Source organism: Actinoplanes sp. CA-015351 (genome assembly GCF_050955685.1).
Classification (GTDB): domain Bacteria; phylum Actinomycetota; class Actinomycetes; order Mycobacteriales; family Micromonosporaceae; genus Actinoplanes.
This window is the reverse complement of sequence record NZ_CP192102.1, coordinates 2,703,339-2,723,559: the sequence shown is the minus strand read 5'-3', so window position 1 is coordinate 2,723,559 and position 20,221 is coordinate 2,703,339. Positions and strand designations below refer to the sequence as shown.

The following is a 20,221-nucleotide window of genomic DNA, read 5'->3' as shown; positions in this document are numbered from 1 at the left end:
GTTCCTACTCGAAAGAAGGCACCGCCATGACGAGCCCTCCGCACTCCGACCCGCGTTACGGGAGCCGACCGCGAGAGGTACCGGCTCCCGGACATCAGGCTCCGGAACCGGAGGAGTCGCCGGCTGAGTATTCGCCTTCCACCCCTCCGGAACATCCGGACAAGGAACCGCCCGGCTATTCCCCCAAGCCGCCGCCCGACTATTCCCCCCAGCCGCCGCCCGGCTATTCCCCCAAGCCGCCGCCGAAGCCGGACAAGCCGGCAAGGTGCGACATCTCCGGGATCGACGACCTCAAGTGCGAGGCCGCCGCTGTGAAAGCGGAGTCCGACGAGCTGGCGAGCAGCGCCACCGCGCTGGACAACCGGCAGAAGGCGTTCGAGGCGGCTCGCACCGGGTACGGCACCGAGCGCCGAGCCGCCGACAGCGCGGCCAAGGCGCTCAAGACCCGGCTGGAGGAGCTGTCCAGCTTCCTCGAATGCAAGATCCACGCGGACCGCCGGCCGCTGCTCAAGCAGGCGTTCGACAACATCCTCAAGTCGATCCGGGAATGCTCGGAGAAGACGACCGAGGGTGTGCCAGAGGACTGCGGGTTCACCGGTGAGCAGTGGACCGCCGACCGGATCGCCGATCTGCGTACCCGGGTCGAGAAGGTGGAGAAGTTCTTCGACGACGTCCTGGTGAAGGAGCCGGAAGGACTCAAGGCCCGGGTCGCCGAGGTCAAGAAACTCGTCGATGACCTGGACACGGCCAAGGTCGCGCCGGGCGCGGACTGGGAGAAGCTGTACGTGCAGGCGCTCGAAGCCGGCTGGCGGCTGGACATCGTCTTCGCGCCGTTCGGCGACCCCGAGGTGTTCCAGTGCGACCTCTGCCGCGGGATCACCTGCTCGCTGCAGGGCCGCAAGCTGCTCGCGAACCTGATCGGCGACAAGAGTTTCCAGGACTGTCAGGCGCTCTCCCGGCGCAACCGCTGCGACGAGCTGCGCAAGAACCTGGTGACCGAGACGCTCACGGCCGCCGGCAACCCGTCGAGCAACGCAAGCCAGCCCTCCAGCATCGCAAGCCAGAACGACGCCGGTCGCGCCTGAAGTCAGCAAGGCGACTGCGTCAGTTCAAGGATTCCGGCGGGTGGCCCTTCCGGGCCACGATGAAGGCGAACTCTGCCCGCGTCGTCACAACCCCGCCGGAGGGCCGCATGCCCGACCAATGCGCCTCCCCTGCCTGCTGGCGCCTGCGCCTGCTGGGCAGGTTCGCACTGCACCAGGGCACCACCGAGATCACCGTCGGCACCGGCGGCCGGCGGCTGCTCGCGTACGTCGCGGTCAACGACGGAACGGTCGGCCGGGCCGGCGCCGCGGCAGCGCTCTGGCCGGCGGTCTGCCCGGAACGGGCCGCCGGCAACCTGCGCGGCGTCGTGCACCGCATCCGGCGGCTCGTCGGCGACCGGCTGCTCGCCGACCGGTCGCATCTGGCCCTGCACCCGGACCTCTGCGTCGACCTGTGGGAGCACACCAGGATCGCGGAGATCGTCGCCGCCGGCGGTGCCGACGACGGCGAGAACCTGCTTGTCGGCGACGGCGACCTGCTGCCGGACGAGCAGGAGGACTGGGTCATCATGGCCCGGGAACGCTTCCTGCTTCTCCGGGTACGCGCACTGGAACGCCTCTGCCGCCGCCGGACCGGCGAGAGCCGCCCCGCCGAAGCAGTGGCCGCCGGTTCCGCGGCCGCCCGTCTCGACCCCTTCCGGGAGAGCGTGCATCGGGCGTTGATGGCGGCACATCTGTCGGACGGGGATGTCGCTTCGGCGGTGCGGTTGTACCGCTGTTTCCGCGCTCGGATGTGCGAGGAGCTCGACCTGCGAGCTCCCACCGACCTGGAGGCGTGGGAGTCCTCGGTGATCGTCGCCCGATGACCGGTTCATCCCGGCCGGCGTTTTCTTCCCGCTGGTCACTCCATGATGACAGCGGCGTGACGACCGGCGACGATCCTGGGACCATGGCAGCCCTTGACGGACGGATCACCGGCGACGACGGCTCAGCGGTGCCGCAGGCCGCCGTGTGCGTACTCACCATGCGCATCGAGAGCGGCCGCCTCCTGGTCAGCGTGCTGCTCAACCCCGACGTCCGGACCCGCGCGGGCGAACGCCGATACCGCCCCACCGACCTGGAAGAAGCCATCCTCCTGATCCGCGCCACCGCCACCAGACTCCGGAGCGACCACTGACGGCGGGAGCCGGCAAGACCATTTCCGGCTGGCGCTCACGGCTGCTTTTCGGGCGCTGCTACTGCCATGAGCACGAGCCGGGTGGGCTGGCTCACGGGAGGAGCAGTAGGTGGGCCGGGGTGCTGGGGGTCCAGGTGGCGGGCAGGACGGCCAGGGCATCGGCGGAGGCTGCGGCGTGCAGGCCGGCCGGTCCGGAACCCGGGATGATGCTGGCTGACTCGCCTGTCCAGGTGACGGGGACTATTCGGGCGGCGTCCGGGGTGAGCTTCGCCGTTCCGGTGATCGGGGCGGTGGGGTACGGCTTCGGTGGGCGGCCGGCGAGAGTTTCCAGCAGGGGCTCCAGCAGGGTCAGCGCTGCCACCAGGCCGGCGAACGGGTTGCCTGGCAGGCTTACCACCCAGCGGCCGTCCGGTAATTCGGCCAGGGCCTGCGGGTGGCCGGGGCGGCAGGCTACGCCTCGCACGTGCCAGGTCGCGGAGCGCTCGGTCAGCAGGGTGTGCAGGTGGTCGGCCGCTCCCGCCGACGATGAACCACTGACCACGATCACGTCGGTGCCGGCACTGGTCAGCGCCTCGGCCAGGGTTGCCGGGTCGTCGGGTTGGTGACGGCTCGCGGTCAGGACTCCCCCGGCTCGGGTGGTGATCGCGGTGACGAGGCCGGTGAACGAGTCGCGGACCTGGCCCGGTCCGGGTGTGCCGTCGGAGATGACCTCGTCGCCGGTGACCAGCAGGGTGACGGCCGGCGGGCGGTGGGTGACCACGTCGTCGACGCCGGCCTGGACGGCGGCCGCCGCGAGGGTCGCGGTGACGATGCGGCCGGCCGGCGCTACCTGGGCGCCGACGGCCAGTGTCTCCCCGGTACGCCGGATGTGAATGCGCCCCCGGATCACCCCGGAAACCGTGCCGGCGCCGACCGTTGACTCCTCGTAGGGCAGGACGGCTGTCGTGCCCGGTGGGACCGGGGCACCGGTGGCTATCTCGACGGCCTCGCCTGACGACAGCGACGGCAACGTGTCGTAACCGCCGGCCAGCAGCAGGCCGGTGATCGTCCACGGGCCCCCGCCGGAGACCGCGAAGCCATCCATCGCTGCGGTGTCGAATGCGGGCACCGGGCGTACACCGGCAATTGTCTCGGCCAGGACCTGGCCGCCTGCCTGGACCACCGGGGTGGTGCGGCCGGGAAGCGGCCGGGCGATCTCACGAGCGAGGGTGTTCGCCTGCGGCCACGGCATCATCCGGTCAGTGGACCGGGCGGTCGTGCCGGGCTCGTGCCGGCCGTGCTCCGGGGACGCGACCAAGATCTCTCCCCGCGAGCAAGCCGATGGTGCCGACTCGCCATGGTAACCGGCCGGAAACGGACGCCACGCCCGGCGAGAAATTGGTCGGCCAGCGGCGGATGCTGCTCTGTTAACCTTCTCGTCTCATGCGCGCATAGCCTACAAAAACTATAGGCTTTATGGTTTGCTGAGAACAGCGCAGAGTGGCGCCGGACCACGGGAGGACAACATGCCAAGCGTCTGTACCAAGCGGCCATCGAACCGGGTGGATGCACGGTGACCAGCACCGTTGTCCGCGGGAGGGTGACCGAGCCCCATCCCGGGACCCGCACGGAGGTGGTCGCGATCGTCGGTGGCGGCGCCAGCGGAGCGCTCGCTGTCCGCTCCGTCCTGACAAATACCACATGGCGGGCAGTCCTCGTCGCGCCCGAGGCGCAGCCTGGCCGGGGGGTCGCCTACGGCGCCGCCGAGCCGTGGCACGTGCTCAACTCCCGGGCCGCCGCGATGAGCGTCGACTCCGCCGATCCGCTGCACCTTGTCCGCTGGCGGCAGGAGCGCGGCCTGGCCACCGAGCCCACCGACTTCCTGCCCCGCGCTGAGTTCGGCGACTATCTCGCGGACCAGTTCGTCGAGGCCACGAAGGCCGCCGGTGACCGATTCCAGCACCACCTCGCCACCGCCACGTCGATCCGGCGGCACGAGGGCGGCTTCCTGGTCTCCGATGACTCGGGCTGCCACACCTATGCCGACCAGGTGATCCTCGCGGTCGGCAACCCCACGCTGACCAGGCCCGCGGCCGTCAGCGACGAGGCGTTCCGCAGCTTCGAGTACATCAACGACCCGTGGGCGTTCGGCGCCCTCGACGCGGTCCCCGCCGACCAGCCGGTGCTGCTCATCGGAACCGGGCTGACCGCGATCGACGTGGCCCTCACGCTCACCGCGAACGGTCGCCGCACCCCCGTCGAAGCCCTGTCGCGGCGTGGCCTGGTGCCTCGCGAGCATCCCGAGCTTCCGCCTGCGGGGACCGCTTTTGATCTGCCGGCTTCAGCGACCTTGCGGCCGCTGCTGCGCCGGGTGCGCGAGCAGATCGCCGCCGGCTCCGACTGGGTCGCCGTGATGGATTTCGTACGCACGAAGGCCGACGAACTCTGGTCCGCCCTGGACACGGCCGCTCAGGAGCGGTTCCTGCGCCACTGCCACCGGTTCTGGGAGGTCCACCGGCACCGCATGGCCCCGCCGGTCGCGGCCCGCATCGCCGAACTGCGCCAGGAAGGCACCTTGCAGGCCCGCGCCGGCCGGCTCACCTCGGTCGTCCCGCACCCGGACGGCGGCCTGACCGTGCACATCAAGGGCGAGGAGCCCCGCCGGTACGGCGCGGTCGTCAACTGCACCGGCCCGGGATCGCTTCCGGGCGCGGCCGGACCGCTGGCCGCCGGATTGTTGCGCGACGGTCTGCTGCGTCCCGGCCCGCACGGCCTCGGCATCGACACCGATGACGACGGACGGACGATCGGTGCCGACGGCACTGTCGAGCAGGGATTGTGGCTGGTCGGGCCGCTGCGGCGTGGCCGGCTGTGGGAGGCGACGGCGGTACCGGAGATCCGGAAGCAGGTCGAGCAGATGACGGCTTGCCTGCAGATGCGATAGCGAAGGTCGATACCGAACTGGTGTCTGCGATCACCCCGTCGTTCTTCCGGCCGCATCTGCGGAGCGGTTAAAGTGATCGCCGTGAAGACGCTTCGTTTCGCCGTGGCCGGGCTCGCTGTGCTTCTCACCGCGAGTCTGGCCGCCTGCGGCGGTAAAACCGATGACTCCACCGGCTCCGCTCTGGCGACCTCGGGCTCTGCCGGCGGGGCGGTCACCGTCTTCGCGGCCGCTTCCCTGACCGAGTCGTTCACCACCCTGGGCAAGCAGTTCGAGTCGGCGAACCCGGGCAGCACTGTGACATTCAACTTCGGCGGCAGCTCGGCGCTCGCCACGCAGATCAACGAGGGTGCGCCGGCCGACGTCTTCGCCTCGGCCTCGCCGAAGAACATGCAGGTCGTCACGGACGCCGGCACCCCCACCACGTTCGTGAAGAACCAGCTGGTCATCGCGGTCGCCAAGGGCAACCCGAAAGGCATCACCGGGCTGGCCGATCTGACCAAGGCCGACCTGAAGGTGGCTCTCTGCGCCGAGGCGGTGCCGTGCGGCGCCGCCGCGAAGACCGCCATCGAGGCGGCCGGCGTGAAAGTCACCCCGGTCACCCTGGAGCAGGATGTTAAAGCGGCCCTCTCCAAGGTGAAGCTCGGTGAGGTCGACGCCGCCCTGGTCTACCGCACCGACGCGAAGGCCTCGGCCGCCGACGTCGACGCGGTCGAGTTCCCCGAGTCAGCCAAGGCGATCAACGACTACCCGATCACCGTGCTGAAAAGCGCCAAGAACGCGGCCGGTGGGCAGGCGTTCGTCGACTACGTGTTGTCCGCCGAGGGCACGAAGGTTCTCACCGAAGCCGGTTTCCAGGCACCCTGATCATTGTGACCACCGTGCGGAACCGTCGTCTCGGCGTACCTCTGCCATTGCTTCTGCCGGCAGCACTGGGACTCGTCTTCCTCGTGCTGCCACTGGTGGGGTTGTTGGCGCGTACCCCATGGTCGTCGCTCGGGGAACGGCTCGCAGAGCCGGGCGTGCTGATGGCCTTGCGCCTTTCGCTGCTGACGGCGAGTGTCGCGACGCTGGTTTGTCTCGTTCTCGGTGTGCCGCTCGCGTGGCTGCTGGCGCGTGTCGAGTTTCCCGGGCGGCGTGTGGTGCGCGCGCTGATCACCGTGCCGCTGGTGCTGCCGCCGGTCGTCGGTGGCATCGCGCTGCTGCTCGCCCTCGGGCGGCGCGGGCTGGTCGGATCGTGGCTGGACGAGACGTTCGGGATCACGCTGCCGTTCACGACGGCCGGGGTGGTGATCGCCGAGGCGTTCGTGGCGCTGCCGTTCCTGGTGATCTCGGTGGAGGGTGCGCTGCGCGGGGCTGACTCCCGCTATGAAGAGGCCGCCGCTACGCTCGGCGCGACGCCCTGGGTGAGGTTCACGCATGTGACGTTGCCCCTGGTGGCGCCGGGGATCGCGGCGGGGGCGGTGTTGTGCTGGGCGCGGGCGCTCGGTGAGTTCGGGGCGACGATCACGTTCGCCGGGAACTATCCGGGGATCACGCAGACGATGCCGCTCGCCGTTTATCAGACGATGGAGAGTGGTGATCTGGAGGGAGCGGTGGTGCTGAGCCTGATCTTGCTCACGGTGTCGGTGACTATCCTGGCGGCGTTGCGTGACAAGTGGCTGACGGCGCCGTGAGTCTTGTCGACGCGCATGTGGTCGCCTCGCGGGGTACGTTCGAGCTCGACATCCGGCTGACGATTTCAGCCGGCGAGACCGTAGCGCTGCTGGGTCCAAACGGCGCCGGAAAAACCACGACTTTGCGTGTTCTCTCGGGTTTGTCGGATTTATCCGGCGGGTTTGTGCGGATGGATGGCGTGGATCTGACCTCGGCCCCTCCGGAGAACCGGCCGATCGGCGTCGTCTTCCAGGATTATCTGCTGTTTCCGCACCTCAGCGCCCGGGACAACGTGGCTTTCGGTCCACGGCGGCACGGCGTCGACCGCCGGGTCGCGCACGAGATCGCCGACCGGTGGCTGGACCGGGTCGGGCTCGCATCGTTCGCCCGCCGTAAGCCGCGGCAGCTCTCCGGCGGGCAGGCGCAGCGGGTGGCCCTGGCGCGGGCGCTCGCCGTCGACCCGCTGCTGCTCCTGCTCGACGAGCCGCTCGCCGCCCTGGATGCGCGGACCCGCCTGGAGACCCGCGGTGAGCTGCGACGACACCTGGCTGCCCACCCCGGCGCCACGCTGCTGGTGACCCACGATCCCCTCGATGCACTGGTCCTCGCCGACCGGCTCGTCGTGATCGAGAACGGCCGGGTGGTGCAGGAGGGCGACGCCGCCACGATCACATCGCAGCCGCGGACCGATTATGTGGCGCGGCTCGTCGGGCTGAACCTGTACCAGGGGCGGGGCGACGGTCACCTCGTTGTCCTCGGGGGCGGGTTCGCGCTGTCCACCACGGACGTGGTGAACGGAGATGCGTTCGTGGCGTTCCCGCCGTCCGCGGTGGCTTTGCACCTGTCGGCGCCGGACGGGAGCCCGCGCAACACGTGGCCGGCCGTGCTGACCGACATCCAGCGGCACGGCGACAACCTGCGGGTCACCCTGGACGGCCCGATCACAGTGGCCGCCGACATCACGCCGGCGGCCGCGGCCCAGCTGCACCTCGAACCGGGGATGCAGATCTGGGTGGCCGTGAAGGCGACCGAGACGCGCGCTTATCCCGCCGACTGAGCTCGGTTCAACGCGGAAACGGTTGCGCGTTCGCTCATCGCCGCCATGAAGGCCGTGCGCTCACGCGAGACGGTTGCGCGTTCGCTCATCGCCGCCATGAGGGCCGTGCGCTCACGCGAAACGGTTGCTTGTTCGCTCGTTCAACGCGGAACGCGGTGGTGAGGTCGCACGCAACCGATCCGTGCGACCTCACCACCGTCATAGCGTTGACCCGGGAACACGCAACGATTCGGTGTGCTCCCGTCTCGCCGAAGCGAGGACTGTGGCACACGGTGAGCCCTGGGACCGGCGGGGCCGGCACCCGTCGCGGCACGCTCGCCGTCGCGGCACGCTCGCCGTCGCGGCACGCTCGCCGTCGCCAACACCGGCCCGTCCGTTCCGGCCGAGCAGGGTGCGAAGATCACCGCTCGCTCCCGCCCGGGCGGTGGCCTCAGCAACACGGTCACGTTCCCCGTTGATTGAACGCGGCAATTCGCGGGCATCGTGTCCACATGGGATCCCGGAAGCTCCCGCCTCTGTGGCTGTACATCTCGCTCGGTGTGATCGTCGTCGGCGTCTTCGCCTGGCTCACCGTCCGGAACTTCAGCAACGACTTCGCCCTGCGTGACCGTGGCGTCGAGACCACCGCACAGGTGACCGAGGTCGGCGGCAAGGGCCGGGTCCACGTCACTTTCACCACCGCCGACGGCCGGACCGTCGACACCCTGATCGGCCAGGGCGACTCCGTCGGCGGAACCCGGGCCGGCGACACTGTCCCGATCGTCTACGACCCGCGGAACCCTGCCGGCGAGGTACGCGACACCCGGGTGCCGGAGAACCACCGGGTCGCTTGGTTCACGCTGGGCGCGACGATATTCGGGGCGGTGGGCGTACCCATGGCCTCGTGGAAGCTGGCCCAGGCACACCGCCGGCGCAGGGCGACGGCTTGAACCATCATTTCCAGATGACCGGCTTGCCGACCGCGCCGTAGGTTCGGCCGAGCGCCCCGGTGAAGCGGATCTGCAGCTTCACGATCCCGGAGATGCCGAAGTCCTTCAGGGTGTACGCCTCACCGAACACCAGCTTGCGCCGGCCAGGATTCGGGTGCCGAATCTATGAGCAATGTAGACCCCGACCAGGTCACCCGAACGGGTGCCGATCGCAGGCGATGTGCCGATGTGAGGCTCCCCCGGCCTTCGCGGGCCCTCGATGGAGTGCGAGCTTCTGAACTCGTGCGATACGGCCGTCCCCTCAACCAGAAACTCACAAGGTCCACACGAACCCCGCACCGCGCGACGGCTGCCCGCGGGCCGCACCAGGCGGTCACCATGCTGTACAGCCAGCCGGCGCGGGCGACAGCCAGCCGGCGCGGGCGACAGCCAGCCGGCGCGGGCGACAGCCGACTGGCGCGAGACCGCCCCTGACCTTGCTGTCCCATTGAGCCAACGCGCTGACCAGAGAATATTCACCCTCATCGGCCACCGAGGTGCCCGCCCTGCCCCGATCTTGGCGAGCTCTGCCCACGGAGTGACCCGTCCTCGACAAGATCTCGCAGGCCAGTGCCGACTGATGCGGATTTATCCGACTTGACGGGCAGGCGCAGCCGATCGCGGGCAGGCGCAGCCGATCGCGGGCAGGCGCAGCCGATCGCGGGCAGCTTTCCGCCGCTTGAGGCCAGCAACGATGGCCCAAGTCCGCGTATGTGTCGATTTCGGGTGCGCTCCGCGCCCAATATCGACACGCGCACCGCGAATCGGCTGTTCATGTCGACTTGAGGTGCGCATCGCGCCCTGACTAAACACGGTTCGGTGCTTCATCACGCTGGGTGTCGTGCCGACGGGCATCACGGCCAATCTTGGTAACTGGCGGAGCCTGGCGGAACCACGATGCTCCACATATCGGCGACCGGCCGGCATCGCCGTGACGGCGAGTAACTTCCGGCCGGAAGTTTCAAGATCGCGGAGCGGCCAGTACATGCCACTGGGTACCACACGTGGAGACGACGGGCGACCGAGCGACGGGGAGCCGCGCCAGCGTTTAACGCAGCAGGCTCAGCTCTGGGAGCCAGCCGGGGTCATCGCGGGCGCATTTGGCCGGCCCGCTGGACAGGCCGGTTCTCAGGTGAGGGTTATCAGGTAGGCGGACAACAGTGCTGCCGCCAGCACCGGGAGGATGGTGCCGAAAAGGCCGTCGCCGGAGAGCAGGTGCATCGCTGTCGCGCCGGTCATCAGGAGCAGCAGCACGATTGCCGACGCCACGCCGATGCCGGTGATGAACAGGCCGGCCAGCACGCCCACCACCCCGAGCAGCTCCAGCACGCCGATGGCACGGAACTCTCCCGGCGAGAATCCCAGGCGGACCGCGGTGCTGCGAGTGTCGGGTACGGCGGTGACCTTGGCTGTTCCGGACACGCCGAACGCGCCCATCGTGAGTACCGCGAACGTGACCATCACGCGACCACCCCCTCCACCGTCTTCGGCGGCCCCGGTAAAACCGACGCCGAACCGCTAACCTGCACAGCTGCGTGCACGTTAGCCGTGAAGAACAGCGATCACAATGCGCGTGCCTGCTGGATCACACGGTCGGCGTCGGTTGCCGGCACGCCCGCGGTGATCAGTACCGCTCGGGCGGCCCGGTCGCCGTCGTCGGTCCAGAGTTGGTCGTTGACCGCCTGCAACAGCGACAACGTGACCGCCTGCAGCGCGGCGCTGAGCACCGGCAGCGGCAGGTGGGTCGCGAACCGGCCCTCGTCGCGGCCGCGGACCAGCAACTCGAGGCCCTGTTTGCGGATCGGCGCGAGCAGATCGCGCAGCCGCGCACTGCCGAACTCGCTCTCGGCGAGCGAGATCAGCAGGCGGTACTGGTCGCCCGCCGTCCAGATCGTCAGCGAGAAATCCGCCATCGCGACCGCAGGATCAAGAGCAGATCTATCGGTACGACTCAACGCGTCCAGCATGTCCGCCGCGGCCCGATCGCCGAGGCCGGTCAGCAGCTCGTCCCGGTTCGGAAAGTGCGCGTAGACCGTGCGGCGGACGACACCGGCCGCCTGCGCGACGTCGTCCATGCTCGCGTTCGGGTTGGTGACCAGCAGCGCCCGGGCCGCGAGCAGGATGCGGTCCCGGTTCTCCTCGGCATCCCGGCGACGCCCCCGCCGCTGCGCACCGGCAAAAGCCGGACCAGAACCAGCCGGCACGGCTTCGGTCGTCATGAGGAGTCCTTCCTGAACAAACGGACACCATACCGCCGCAGGTCACCCGCTGCCCGCCGGGCGACCCGGCAGCAGGGCCGTCGCGCCGGCAAGATAAGCGTCGGCGCTCGTCTCCTCGAGCAGGAGCCGCTGCAGGACGAAACCCTGGACCAGGCCGAGCATCGCCGTGCCCACCTGCTCCGGCGGCGCCTCGGGCGGCAGGTGACCGGCGGCCTGCCAGCGCCGAGCCACCTCGGCACAGTGCCCGCGCAGGCTGCGATAGACGTCGCCGACCCGCTGATGCACCTCGGGATTGCTCAGCGCCTCACCCCAGACCTGGACCGCCAGCCTGGTCAGGTCGGTCTTCGTGATGGTGTCGTCGGCGGCCCGGGCGACAACCCCGTGCACCATCGCGCTGACCGCCTCGGCGGGTGATGGCGTAGCCCCGTCGACAAGGAGGCCTTCAAAGACCTCCTCGGCCTTCGACAACGCGATCTCGGCAACCGCCGAGATCAGCTCTTCCTTGCTGCGGAAGTACCGATAGACCGCACCGGCGGACAGCCCGGACTCACTGATGATCCCGGCCATCGAGGTGGCGTGGAAGCCGTCGGCGGCGAACCGCCGTGCGGACGCGGCCAGAATCTCGGCACGGCGACCGGCCAGGTACTCCTCGGTGACTCGGGGCATGCCCCAAATGTAAAGCGAACGTTCGTTCGTGACAACGAGTGCCACGCGGCACAATCACGGCGCCGGCGGGATCCGGCGCCGGACATCCGGCACCGAGGCCGCGCCCGGCTGCCACGCCGCCACCCAGGCATCGGACGACGGCGGAGAGACGACACCCTCCTCGACGAAGGCGTACCGCCCGCCGATCACGCGCCGAGCAGCCTCCGCGTCAAGCCGGTCGGTGTTGTCCCACAGCGCCGCGAACAACGCGTCGGCCCGCAACCGCGACTGCCGGCAGAACAGATCGGCCAGTTCACGGCCCTCCGGGCGCCCCTCGGCACGAGCGCGGACACACACGGCCGACATCGCGTAGAGTTCGGCGCCGATGTCCACGATCCGACCGAGGAACGCCTGCTTGCGCTCCAGCCTGCCCTGCCACCGGGACATCGCGTAGAACGTGGACCGGGCGAGTTTGCGCGAGGCACGTTCCACGTACCGGAGATGGGCCGCCAGGGGGCCGAATGGGGCGTACCCACTGGGGTTCTGGCCCTGACCGACAGTGAGTGTCGGCAACCAGCGTGCGTAGAACGCGCCTGCTCGCGCCCCGGCGCGGGCCTTGCGGACGAGCCCGGCTTCGGCGTCGATGATGTCGCCAGCGACGGCGAGGTGCGCGTCGACGGCCTCGCGCGCGATGAGCAGGTGCATGATCTCGGTGGAGCCTTCGAAGATGCGGTTGATGCGCAGGTCACGCAGGATCTGTTCGGCTTCGGCGGTGCGTTCGCCGCGCGCCGCGAGGGAGTCGTTGGTCTCGTAACCCCGGCCGCCGCGGATCTGGATCAGCTCGTCGGCGACCTGCCAGGCCATCTCGCTGGCGAAGAGTTTGACCAGCGCGGCCTCGATGCGGATGTCGTTGCGGGCGTCGTCGGCGATCACGCAGGAGAGGTCCAGCATGGATTCCATGGCATAGGTCGTCGCCGCGATGAAGGCGATCTTCTTGGCGACCGCCTCGTGCTGACCGACCGGTCGACCCCATTGCACCCTTTCCGCGGACCATTCGCGGGTGATGGCGAGTGCGCGTTTCCCAGCGCCGACGCACATCGCGGGCAGCGACAGACGGCCGGTGTTCAGCGTGGTGAGCGCGATTTTCAGGCCTTTTCCGAGCCCGCCGATCACGTTTCCGGACGGGACGAAGACGTCGTGGAAACGGGTGACGCTGTTCTCCAGCCCGCGCAGGCCCAGGAATTCGTTGCGGCGCTCGACCGTGATGCCCGGCGCGTCGCCCTCGACGACAAAAGCGGTGATGCCTTTCTCCGGCACCCGGGCCATCACCACGAGAAGAGTCGCGAGGGTGCCGTTCGTGGCCCACAGTTTCAGGCCGTTGAGGCGGAAACCGCCGTCGACCGGTTCGGCGACGGTGCCGAGGCGCGCCGGGTCGGAGCCCACGTCCGGCTCGGTGAGCAGGAACGCCGACACCTCGCCGGCCGCGAGCCGGGGCAGGAAAGCCTTTTTCTGCTCAGCGCTGCCGAACATCTTCAACGGCTGCGGCACACCGATCGACTGATGCGCGGACAGCAGAGCGGCGAGCGACGCGTTGACCGAGCCGACAAGCGTGAGCGCTTTGCAGTAATGCAGATGGGAGAGCCCGAGCCCGCCGTACTCCTTGTCGATTTTCATGCCGAAAGCACCAAGACGCGCGAGGCCGTGGAAAACATCATCGGGGATGCGCGCGTCGCGCTCGATCTGTTGTCCGTCCACATGGGTACGCACAAACGCCCCAAGTTTCGCCAGGAACTCCTCGGCTTCCGGACTGGGTGGCACATCCGGCCGGGGATCGATCAGGTCAAGCCGCAACCGGCCCAGGAACAGCTCCTTGCCGAAACTGGGCTGGCGCCACTCGGACTCGCGGGCGGCCTCAGCGGTCTGCCGCGCCTGCTTCTCGGAGACGTGCGTCGTGGACATGATGTGCCCTCCTGACCCCTTCGTCTCCGGCCACGGTACCGAGAATTGTTACCGGAAGGTAGCCGCTCGATTACTCAAACCCACCGTGGCCGGCGTTGCTCGGCAAGGGCCAGCGCCACTTGAAGGTCGTGCCACTCCCCGGTCCGCTCGAAGACGACACGGGCCACGCTGATCACCGTGTCGGTGTACGACGAATCCAGCGGGCTGGCCGGCCCCAGACTGCGCCGCGCTCCCCGGGCGTGGTCGACGGCCGCGCGCAGGGCCGGCCGCTCGACGAGTCCGGGCACACCGGCGGCGAAGACCAGCACGGTGGCGTAGTTCGACAGTGCGGCGGCCCGGTCGACGCCGAACGTCAGCTCGTTCGCCACGGCACGCCCGCCGCTGGTCAGGGCGTCGCGGATGATGTCGCGACGCTGCTCGGTCTTGTACAGGGTGAGCAGTGCCCCGGCCAGGTTGGTCTGCAGCCGGGCCAGGACCGGGGTGCCGGGCTTCGCGTGGCCGGCAGCCTGCCGCAGCACCGATATCGACTCCTGCAGGGCGCCCCGGGACCGGTTGGCGGCGTACTCGGCGAGGAGCTGGACCGCGATGTCGTTCAGCTGTTCGGCCTGGCCGTTCTCCTCGTCCTCCTCGTCCAGGCGTCTCCGTGGTCCGGGCGGGACCACCTTGCCGTCACCGAGCCGGGCCAGGCAGCGGAACAGCGCCAGGGAGCGCTGCTCCTCCACGTCCCCCGACGTCCCGGCGGCTCGGACCCGGAACCAGTACAGGGTGGCGAGGGCGGCGCTGACCCGCGGGTCGGCTTCCGGCCGGGCACCGTACGGATGCTCGGAGATCCGCCGCCACAAGCGTTCGGCGACGGCTCGGGCCTGCACGCCGGTGATGACGCGGGACTCCCCCTCGTCGAGGAATCGCTGGAGCCGGCGCCAGCACTGATCGACGTCACCGGCCAGTGGTGGCGGCAGCTCAGCAGCGTACAAAGAAGTAGACATCGAGGCGTACCCGGTTGGTCTCGCTGGTCTCGAAGCTGAACTCGCGGATCTGGATCCGCTCGAACCGGGGCAGGTCGGCCTTGAGCATCTGTCCGGCTTCGAGCGCCGCGGCCCGGGCCAGGGTCCGGTTCGCGTTGGGCGCGTACCCGAAGGCGAGCACCAGGCCGGCGAACTGGTTCTGCAGTTTCCGTTCCCGGATCTCCTTCTGCACGACCTGCTTGAGCCGGTTGCGGGCGGCCGTGTTACCGCTGCGCAGGCCGGAGAGCGAGATGTCGTCGACGATGATCTGCTGCGGCCGCAGCTCGAACGACTGGGCGCAGGGCTTCTTGGTCGGCGTCGGTTTCGGCGAAACCGACGCCGACGGCGACACACTGGGTGAGGGCGTGGCCGATTCCGTCGGGATCGGAATCGGATTGCCGCCCGCGCTCGAACTCAGCACCGTGAGGAACAGGACGAGCAACAGGTCGGCGAAGAGCCACCCGGACATCATCGCGAGCGACGAGAAGCCGAACTTTCTCATCGGGGGAACCCGTCGTACGCGTTGTCCCGGGGAATCCGCTGCTCCGGCACGAGCAGGCCGCTCGCTTCGAGGCGGATCAGCAGCTGACGGACCTGGGCCACCAGCGTGCCGAGGTCCTGGGTGCGCTCGGTGAACCGGTCGAGCGCCGTGCTGAGCCCCTGGGTGGCCTCCCGCGCGTCCTCCGCCACGCGCGTGTGCGCCAGACCCTCGCGGACGGCGACCGTTGTCGACTCCTCAAGGCGTTCGGCGACCGTCTGGATGGCCCGGCGCAGGGCCGCCTCCTCCGCCTCCACGGCGGTGCGCAGCGCCACGAACTCCCGCATCATCTCGGCCGGCGCGGTCATGCTCTCGCCGAGCCGGCTCAGCGCGGCCGCCGAGTTGCGCCACTCCATGAGCGCGTCGTGCAGGTCGCTGCCGGGACCGGCGGTGGCCACCGAGTGCAGGTCGCCGCCGACCCGGTTGATCGCCTCGACCAGGTGCGAGGTGCTGTCACCGAGGTGCCCGGCGGTGCTGGCCAGTTGCCGCGCCGTGGTCCGGCTCTCCTGGCTGGGCCCGGCGAGCAGCAGCGACGCGGCGGTGAGCTGGGTGGTGAGGCGTTCCTTGAGCAGGGCGACCCGCCGCTCGCCGCTGTCCGCCACCACGATGATCAGGGTGAGCGCCGCGACCAGCACCAGGATCGCGACCACCCAGAGCGCCGCCTCGCTGAGGCTGAGGCCTTCCTGCCGGGTCTGCCAGAACTGCAGCAGGTTGCCCGGATAGTTCTGGCCCGACCACGCGTCCAGCACCTGATGCAGGCTCCACCAGGTCACCGCGATCGGGGCGAAGACCAGAAGATCACGGACGGTCGCGATGATGGTCAAGGCCCGCGGCCGGCGACCGGCCGCGTCGTGGTCGATGAGCAGATCAGGAGGGTACGCGGCGAGCAGGTCGACGCCGGCCAGACGGGCGCCGCCCTGATGAAGCTCGGTGGCGAGCAGGCTCAGCGCGGCCTCGTTGGTGCCCGGCGTCTGTGCCAGGTAGTCCAGTTCGTCCCCGACGAGCTGGAGTGCTTGCTTGTCCATCTGTTCCGGTCCTCATCGATAGGTGAACAGCAGCCCGAACACGACCACCAGGACGAAGACCAGGCCGACGGTCGCCACGAGCGGCCACACGCTGCGCTCGGCGAACTCACCGGTGGCCGTGGCCGCCCGGTCCGGCCGCACCGGCGCCGGGCGCGGTCCGGCCACCGGAATGGCCGCCATCGGCGCTGGACCCTGCTGTTGCGACGGTTCCTTCGGTTTCGGCGGTGGCAGACGCAGTTCGATCCCGTCGGCGGCCAGCTGCTGGCGCAGGCTGGTCTCGCCGAGCAGCCGGACCGACTCCTCCGAGTCCGCAACCAGCGCGAGGGCGGCGAGCGCCGCGGCCGGGACGGCGTTCGGCGGGAAGCCGGCGAGCAGATATTCGATCGTCGTCGCCGCTCCGGCGAGCGGCCCGAACATCCCCGCGAGCAGGTCACGCAGCATGGGTACGGCCTCAGCGGGCGACCGTGACCGCAACAGCACCGGAAGCAGCAGCCGGTGCTGGCGCATCGCCTCGAAGACGGGCCGGGCGTCGTTGCCCTCGGCGCGTACCCGCCGCAGGTCGCCGAGCAGCAGTTCGGTGAGGCGCGGGGTCTCCGGTGACGACGTCGCGATCAGGGTGATCAGGGTGGGCCCGGAGATGCCGGACAGGATCAGCGCGATCGTCGGGTTGCTGGCCAGATAAGGCACACCGAGGCGGGTCACCACCCGGAGCAGCCCGATCCGCCGTTTGATCTGGTGCGGCTCGGGGTGGCCGCGGATCTCCGACAGCGCCGCCTCGACCGCGCGGTGCACCGAGTCGGGGCTGGGCGCGAGCGCCTCGGTGGCGACGGCCAGCTCCGCCGACCGCTGCGGAACCAGGATGATCCGCTGCACGGCGACGTCGGTGACCCGGTCGGCCAGGTCCGGACTCTGCTCCCGGCCCTCCGGCGCGGCCCACTCCTGCACCACCTCGGTCAGCTCCTGGTCGGAGAGCCGCGGCAGCAGGCCGGCCAGCTCGTCGACGGTCCGCGGCCGGCCGACGTACTCCAGCTCGGCCTCGGTGAGCGCGGCCCGGCCGGCTCGCAGGAGCAGCGAGAAGGGGCTGTTCAGGACGCCGGGCACCACCTGGGCGTCGCGCTCCCAGTTGGCGATGTCCTTGGCCTTGGTGAACACGGCCGGTGGCCGCACCGGCCCGACGGCCCGCAGCCCACCCCGGCGGTACGCCTCGGTGTACGCGGCCAGGAAGTCGTCGCCCTGCGCGTCCCAGCCCAGTTTGATCCGGTTGCGGGCGGACACCCGTTCCGGCGCCCGGTCCAGAAACACTATCCGCGGCCGGCCGGCCCCGTCGTCGCCCGCGTCAGCCGTGGCGAACGTCCACGGCCCGTACGCCGGGCCGAGCAGGTCGATCATGCCGCAGAGCACCTCGGCCGCAGGCAGGCTGCCGGCCAGCACCGACAGTGGTGTTGCCGGGTCGTCGAGGACCGCGCGAACCAGTTGTTCCAGCGGGCCGGGCAGCACCTCGCGGGCACGCGGCCGCAGCTGCCGCAGGCCACGCTCGGCGTCCGCGGCGATCTGGGCGGCGTCCAGGACCGGGAGCCGGCCGCCCTCCGGCGTGGTACCGCCCTCGCGGATCCAGCCGTGCCAGTCGGTGAGTCCGAGGGCGAACTGCGCGCCGAGGTCCTCGGGACGCCCTATCAACACGTGGGTCAGCGTCGACCCGGGCCGGTCGTTGTTGTCGTTGACCGGCAGCTTGTGCACCACCACGCCGGCGCCGTGCGACTCCAGGTAGGACATGCCGGGCCGGGTCGCCGCCCAGATCTCCGACTCCAGGCGGGCACGCCAGGCGCTGGTCTGCTCGAGGTCCATCGAGGACGCGACCGGGCCGACACCCTTGTTGCCGGTCAGGGTCATCTCGGCCCACCGGAACATCAGCTGATGAACCGTCATCCCAGCACCCCGGCCATCTGGAAGACGGAGAGCAATGGCTTGAGGGTGCGGCGCGGGCCGAAGCCCTCGGCCGCGTACCGGTTGGAGTCGTCCGGCGCGGTGCCGGTCGCCGAGGCGAAGTGCAGGCTGGAGCGCAGGAATTTCTCGGCGCCCCGCAAATATCCGTGACCGCGCTGGAAGAGCAGCCGGTAGACGTCACGGCTCTCCTCCTCGCAGGTGCTGAGGTCGAACTCCTCAGCGTCGCCGTAACTGAACCAGCGGTCCAGATCCGGGTCGCTGTAGAAGCGCAGCAGGTCGGATTTCGCCACCACCAGCGCCGACGGGAGGCGCAGAAAGCCGTTCGGTGTGTAGCCGTGCACCTGGGCGAGCCGGTTCAGCACCACCTCGAACGCGGCGTCGCCGGCGGTCTGAGCGCCTCGCTGGCTGCGCCGATGGCTCAGCTCCTCGCCGTCCACCACGAAGATCAGAGCGTTCATCGCGCTGATGAAGCGGTTCTGCCGTTCGGCGTTCTCCAGTTGCTCGCCGGCCACGTCGAAGAAGACGACGGCGTGGTCGCGGCCGGTGGCCGGGCTGTGCACGCGCAGGGCGTCGGCCAGCTCGACGCTGCCGACCCGGGTGATCGACAGCACCTCACGCTGCACGAGCAGACGGTTCACGTACCGGCTCATGAAGTTGGTGTGCAGCCGCAGGTCCAGCGCGTCGACCTGCAGCGGCAGGCGGTTGGTCTGCGAGGCGGTCAGCAGCGAGCCGATCATCGCGGCCAGCAGGGTGGTCTTGCCGGTGGCGCCGGCGCCGATCACGCCGACCACCAGGGGCTCGCCGTAATGGGCGTACCGCAGGGGCAGGTGATGGGCGTCCACCGAGCCGTCGCCGTCGCAGATCTGGAAGGCGGACATCTCCTCGGCCCGGGTCAGCACCGGGTCGCGGGGGTTCGTGGGCACGAACGGCTGCCGGTTGCCGGCCTCGTCGAGCAGGACGGGACGCGGTGGTCGCCGGCTCAGCGGGGAGAGACAGATCGGGCAGCGGATCTGGCGAATGGTTCGCGGCGCGGCCACGCCTCACCCCCGGACGAGGAAGATGATGGCGGTCAGCACCAGGGACACCAGGACCGCGCCGACCGCGAGCGGCCACCGGCCGCCGGCCGCCATCAGCTCCCGGGCGCCGGCCCAGGGCGGCGCCGCGCGATCCAGGAACATCGGCGCCGCGACCACACCCAGCGGCGCGTCCTCCAGCTGCCGGCGGCGCAGCTCGGCGAACGCCCGGTCGGCCTCGCGGGCACGCTCCTCGAACGCCGGCGCGCGGGGACCGGCCGGGACCGGCGGGCGCCAGCGGCGGCGCACCTCGGTCAGCGAGGGGCGGTGGACGGCCGGCTCGGCGAACATGCCGTCGAGCTGCTCGCGCAGGTTGTCGCTCTGCAGGTCGAGCCGGGTCGCCATGGCAGCCGCCTCACCCGGCTGCTCGCCGGTGAACATCCAGAACAGGATCGCGCCGGCCGCGTACAGGTCGTCGGCGGTGTCGACCACGCCCTCGCCGCGCAGCTGCTCGGGCGCGGTCCAGGGCGGTGACTGCGGGCCGCCCTCGCGGCGGACCGGCGGCAGGACCCGGACCGCCTGACCGAATCCGGTCAGCTGCAGGTGGGTGCCGTCCCAGTAGAGCCGGTGGGGTGTGACGTCGCGGTGGGCGATGTGCGCCTCGGCCAGGTATCCCAGCGCGTCGAGCAGGGACTCGGCGGCGGCGCGGATGCCCGCCGTCGACATGGCACGGACCCGCTCGTCGGAGAGCTGCTCGCCGGTGCGGGTCACCACGGCCAGGGTGGGCCGGCCGGGGACGTCGTAACCGACCAGGCGGGACAGCTGGGGCGGGAAGGAGGGGAAGGTCTGCACGAGCTGGATGCCGATCTCGACCTCGGTGCGCAGCGTCTCGTAGCTCTGCACCGAGCTGGACGAGAGCCGCACCACGGGGTCACCGGTGACCGTCGTGCCCGGCTCGGCCACGAGACCGTCCACGATGGAGCGGATTCCGGACCAGACGAACTCCAGCGCGACCGGTGGAGCAGATCTTCTGTGTGGCTGGTAAAGCGGGAT

The 20,221-nt window shown here is 70.1% G+C and carries 20 protein-coding genes; 8 read left to right on the top strand and 12 right to left on the bottom strand.

Features of this window, described 5'->3' with window-relative positions; translation table 11 throughout:
- Nucleotides 1-26: 26 nt before the first annotated feature.
- The 3 genes from ACQP2E_RS12200 (at nt 27) to ACQP2E_RS12190 (ending at nt 2,220) form a co-directional block, all read left to right on the top strand.
- On the top strand, nt 27-1,085 hold the full coding sequence (locus ACQP2E_RS12200) for a hypothetical protein (protein WP_433830943.1): 1,059 nt from the start codon (nt 27-29) through the stop codon (nt 1,083-1,085).
- Nucleotides 1,086-1,192: 107 nt separating this feature from the next.
- Nucleotides 1,193-1,909, top strand: coding sequence for an AfsR/SARP family transcriptional regulator (locus ACQP2E_RS12195; protein ID WP_433830941.1), 717 nt, complete (start codon nt 1,193-1,195; stop codon nt 1,907-1,909).
- Between the two features lie 83 nt (nt 1,910-1,992).
- Nucleotides 1,993-2,220, top strand: coding sequence for a hypothetical protein (locus ACQP2E_RS12190; RefSeq protein ID WP_433830939.1), 228 nt, complete (start codon nt 1,993-1,995; stop codon nt 2,218-2,220).
- A 91-nt stretch (nt 2,221-2,311) separates the two neighbouring features.
- Here the strand turns inward: ACQP2E_RS12190 and ACQP2E_RS12185 are convergent, their stop codons facing one another.
- Nucleotides 2,312-3,517 (bottom strand): molybdopterin molybdotransferase MoeA, encoded by a 1,206-nt coding sequence (locus ACQP2E_RS12185; protein WP_433830937.1) that lies wholly within the window; start codon nt 3,515-3,517, stop codon nt 2,312-2,314.
- A gap of 255 nt (nt 3,518-3,772) precedes the next feature.
- Here ACQP2E_RS12185 and ACQP2E_RS12180 point away from each other — a divergent pair, with 255 nt between their 5' ends.
- The 5 genes from ACQP2E_RS12180 (at nt 3,773) to ACQP2E_RS12160 (ending at nt 8,782) form a co-directional block, all read left to right on the top strand.
- On the top strand, nt 3,773-5,143 hold the full coding sequence (locus ACQP2E_RS12180) for an FAD/NAD(P)-binding protein (protein ID WP_433830935.1): 1,371 nt from the start codon (nt 3,773-3,775) through the stop codon (nt 5,141-5,143).
- A 75-nt stretch (nt 5,144-5,218) separates the two neighbouring features.
- Nucleotides 5,219-6,007, top strand: a complete 789-nt coding sequence (gene modA, locus ACQP2E_RS12175; RefSeq protein ID WP_433833902.1) for a molybdate ABC transporter substrate-binding protein — start codon at nt 5,219-5,221, stop codon at nt 6,005-6,007.
- Nucleotides 6,008-6,012: 5 nt separating this feature from the next.
- Nucleotides 6,013-6,816: an ABC transporter permease gene (locus ACQP2E_RS12170; protein ID WP_433830933.1), complete on the top strand. Its 804-nt coding sequence runs from the start codon at nt 6,013-6,015 to the stop codon at nt 6,814-6,816.
- On the top strand, nt 6,813-7,853 hold the full coding sequence (locus ACQP2E_RS12165; protein ID WP_433830931.1) for an ABC transporter ATP-binding protein: 1,041 nt from the start codon (nt 6,813-6,815) through the stop codon (nt 7,851-7,853). Before ACQP2E_RS12170 ends, ACQP2E_RS12165 begins: the two co-directional genes overlap by 4 nt.
- A 491-nt stretch (nt 7,854-8,344) precedes the next feature.
- Entirely contained in the window at nt 8,345-8,782 is a 438-nt protein-coding gene (locus ACQP2E_RS12160; RefSeq protein WP_433830929.1) for a hypothetical protein, read from the top strand.
- A gap of 4 nt (nt 8,783-8,786) precedes the next feature.
- Here ACQP2E_RS12160 and ACQP2E_RS12155 read toward each other — a convergent pair whose 3' ends face one another.
- The 11 genes from ACQP2E_RS12155 to ACQP2E_RS12105 all read right to left on the bottom strand — a co-directional run bounded on the left by ACQP2E_RS12155 (nt 8,787) and on the right by ACQP2E_RS12105 (nt 20,143).
- Nucleotides 8,787-8,912 (bottom strand): hypothetical protein, encoded by a 126-nt coding sequence (locus tag ACQP2E_RS12155; protein ID WP_433830927.1) that lies wholly within the window; start codon nt 8,910-8,912, stop codon nt 8,787-8,789.
- A 1,037-nt stretch (nt 8,913-9,949) separates the two neighbouring features.
- On the bottom strand, nt 9,950-10,282 hold the full coding sequence (locus tag ACQP2E_RS12150) for a DoxX family protein (RefSeq protein WP_433833900.1): 333 nt from the start codon (nt 10,280-10,282) through the stop codon (nt 9,950-9,952).
- A 101-nt stretch (nt 10,283-10,383) separates the two neighbouring features.
- A complete protein-coding gene (locus ACQP2E_RS12145) occupies nt 10,384-11,040 on the bottom strand; it encodes a TetR/AcrR family transcriptional regulator (protein WP_433830925.1) in 657 nt (218 codons plus the stop codon).
- Between the two features lie 42 nt (nt 11,041-11,082).
- Nucleotides 11,083-11,706, bottom strand: coding sequence for a TetR/AcrR family transcriptional regulator (locus tag ACQP2E_RS12140; RefSeq protein WP_433830923.1), 624 nt, complete (start codon nt 11,704-11,706; stop codon nt 11,083-11,085).
- Between the two features lie 54 nt (nt 11,707-11,760).
- Entirely contained in the window at nt 11,761-13,644 is a 1,884-nt protein-coding gene (locus ACQP2E_RS12135; RefSeq protein ID WP_433830921.1) for an acyl-CoA dehydrogenase family protein, read from the bottom strand.
- A gap of 74 nt (nt 13,645-13,718) precedes the next feature.
- Complete coding sequence (locus ACQP2E_RS12130) at nt 13,719-14,630, bottom strand: hypothetical protein (RefSeq protein ID WP_433830919.1); 912 nt, start codon at nt 14,628-14,630, stop codon at nt 13,719-13,721.
- Nucleotides 14,605-15,150, bottom strand: a complete 546-nt coding sequence (locus tag ACQP2E_RS12125; RefSeq protein WP_433830917.1) for a hypothetical protein — start codon at nt 15,148-15,150, stop codon at nt 14,605-14,607. The genes ACQP2E_RS12130 and ACQP2E_RS12125 overlap by 26 nt, the downstream gene beginning before the upstream one ends.
- On the bottom strand, nt 15,147-16,211 hold the full coding sequence (locus tag ACQP2E_RS12120; protein ID WP_433830915.1) for a hypothetical protein: 1,065 nt from the start codon (nt 16,209-16,211) through the stop codon (nt 15,147-15,149). The genes ACQP2E_RS12125 and ACQP2E_RS12120 overlap by 4 nt, the downstream gene beginning before the upstream one ends.
- 12 nt (nt 16,212-16,223) lie before the next feature.
- Nucleotides 16,224-18,137 (bottom strand): hypothetical protein, encoded by a 1,914-nt coding sequence (locus ACQP2E_RS12115; protein WP_433830913.1) that lies wholly within the window; start codon nt 18,135-18,137, stop codon nt 16,224-16,226.
- Nucleotides 18,134-19,192, bottom strand: a complete 1,059-nt coding sequence (locus ACQP2E_RS12110; RefSeq protein WP_433830911.1) for a hypothetical protein — start codon at nt 19,190-19,192, stop codon at nt 18,134-18,136. The genes ACQP2E_RS12115 and ACQP2E_RS12110 overlap by 4 nt, the downstream gene beginning before the upstream one ends.
- A gap of 3 nt (nt 19,193-19,195) precedes the next feature.
- Nucleotides 19,196-20,143, bottom strand: a complete 948-nt coding sequence (locus ACQP2E_RS12105; protein ID WP_433830909.1) for a protein kinase domain-containing protein — start codon at nt 20,141-20,143, stop codon at nt 19,196-19,198.
- Between the last annotated feature and the right edge of the window lie 78 nt (nt 20,144-20,221).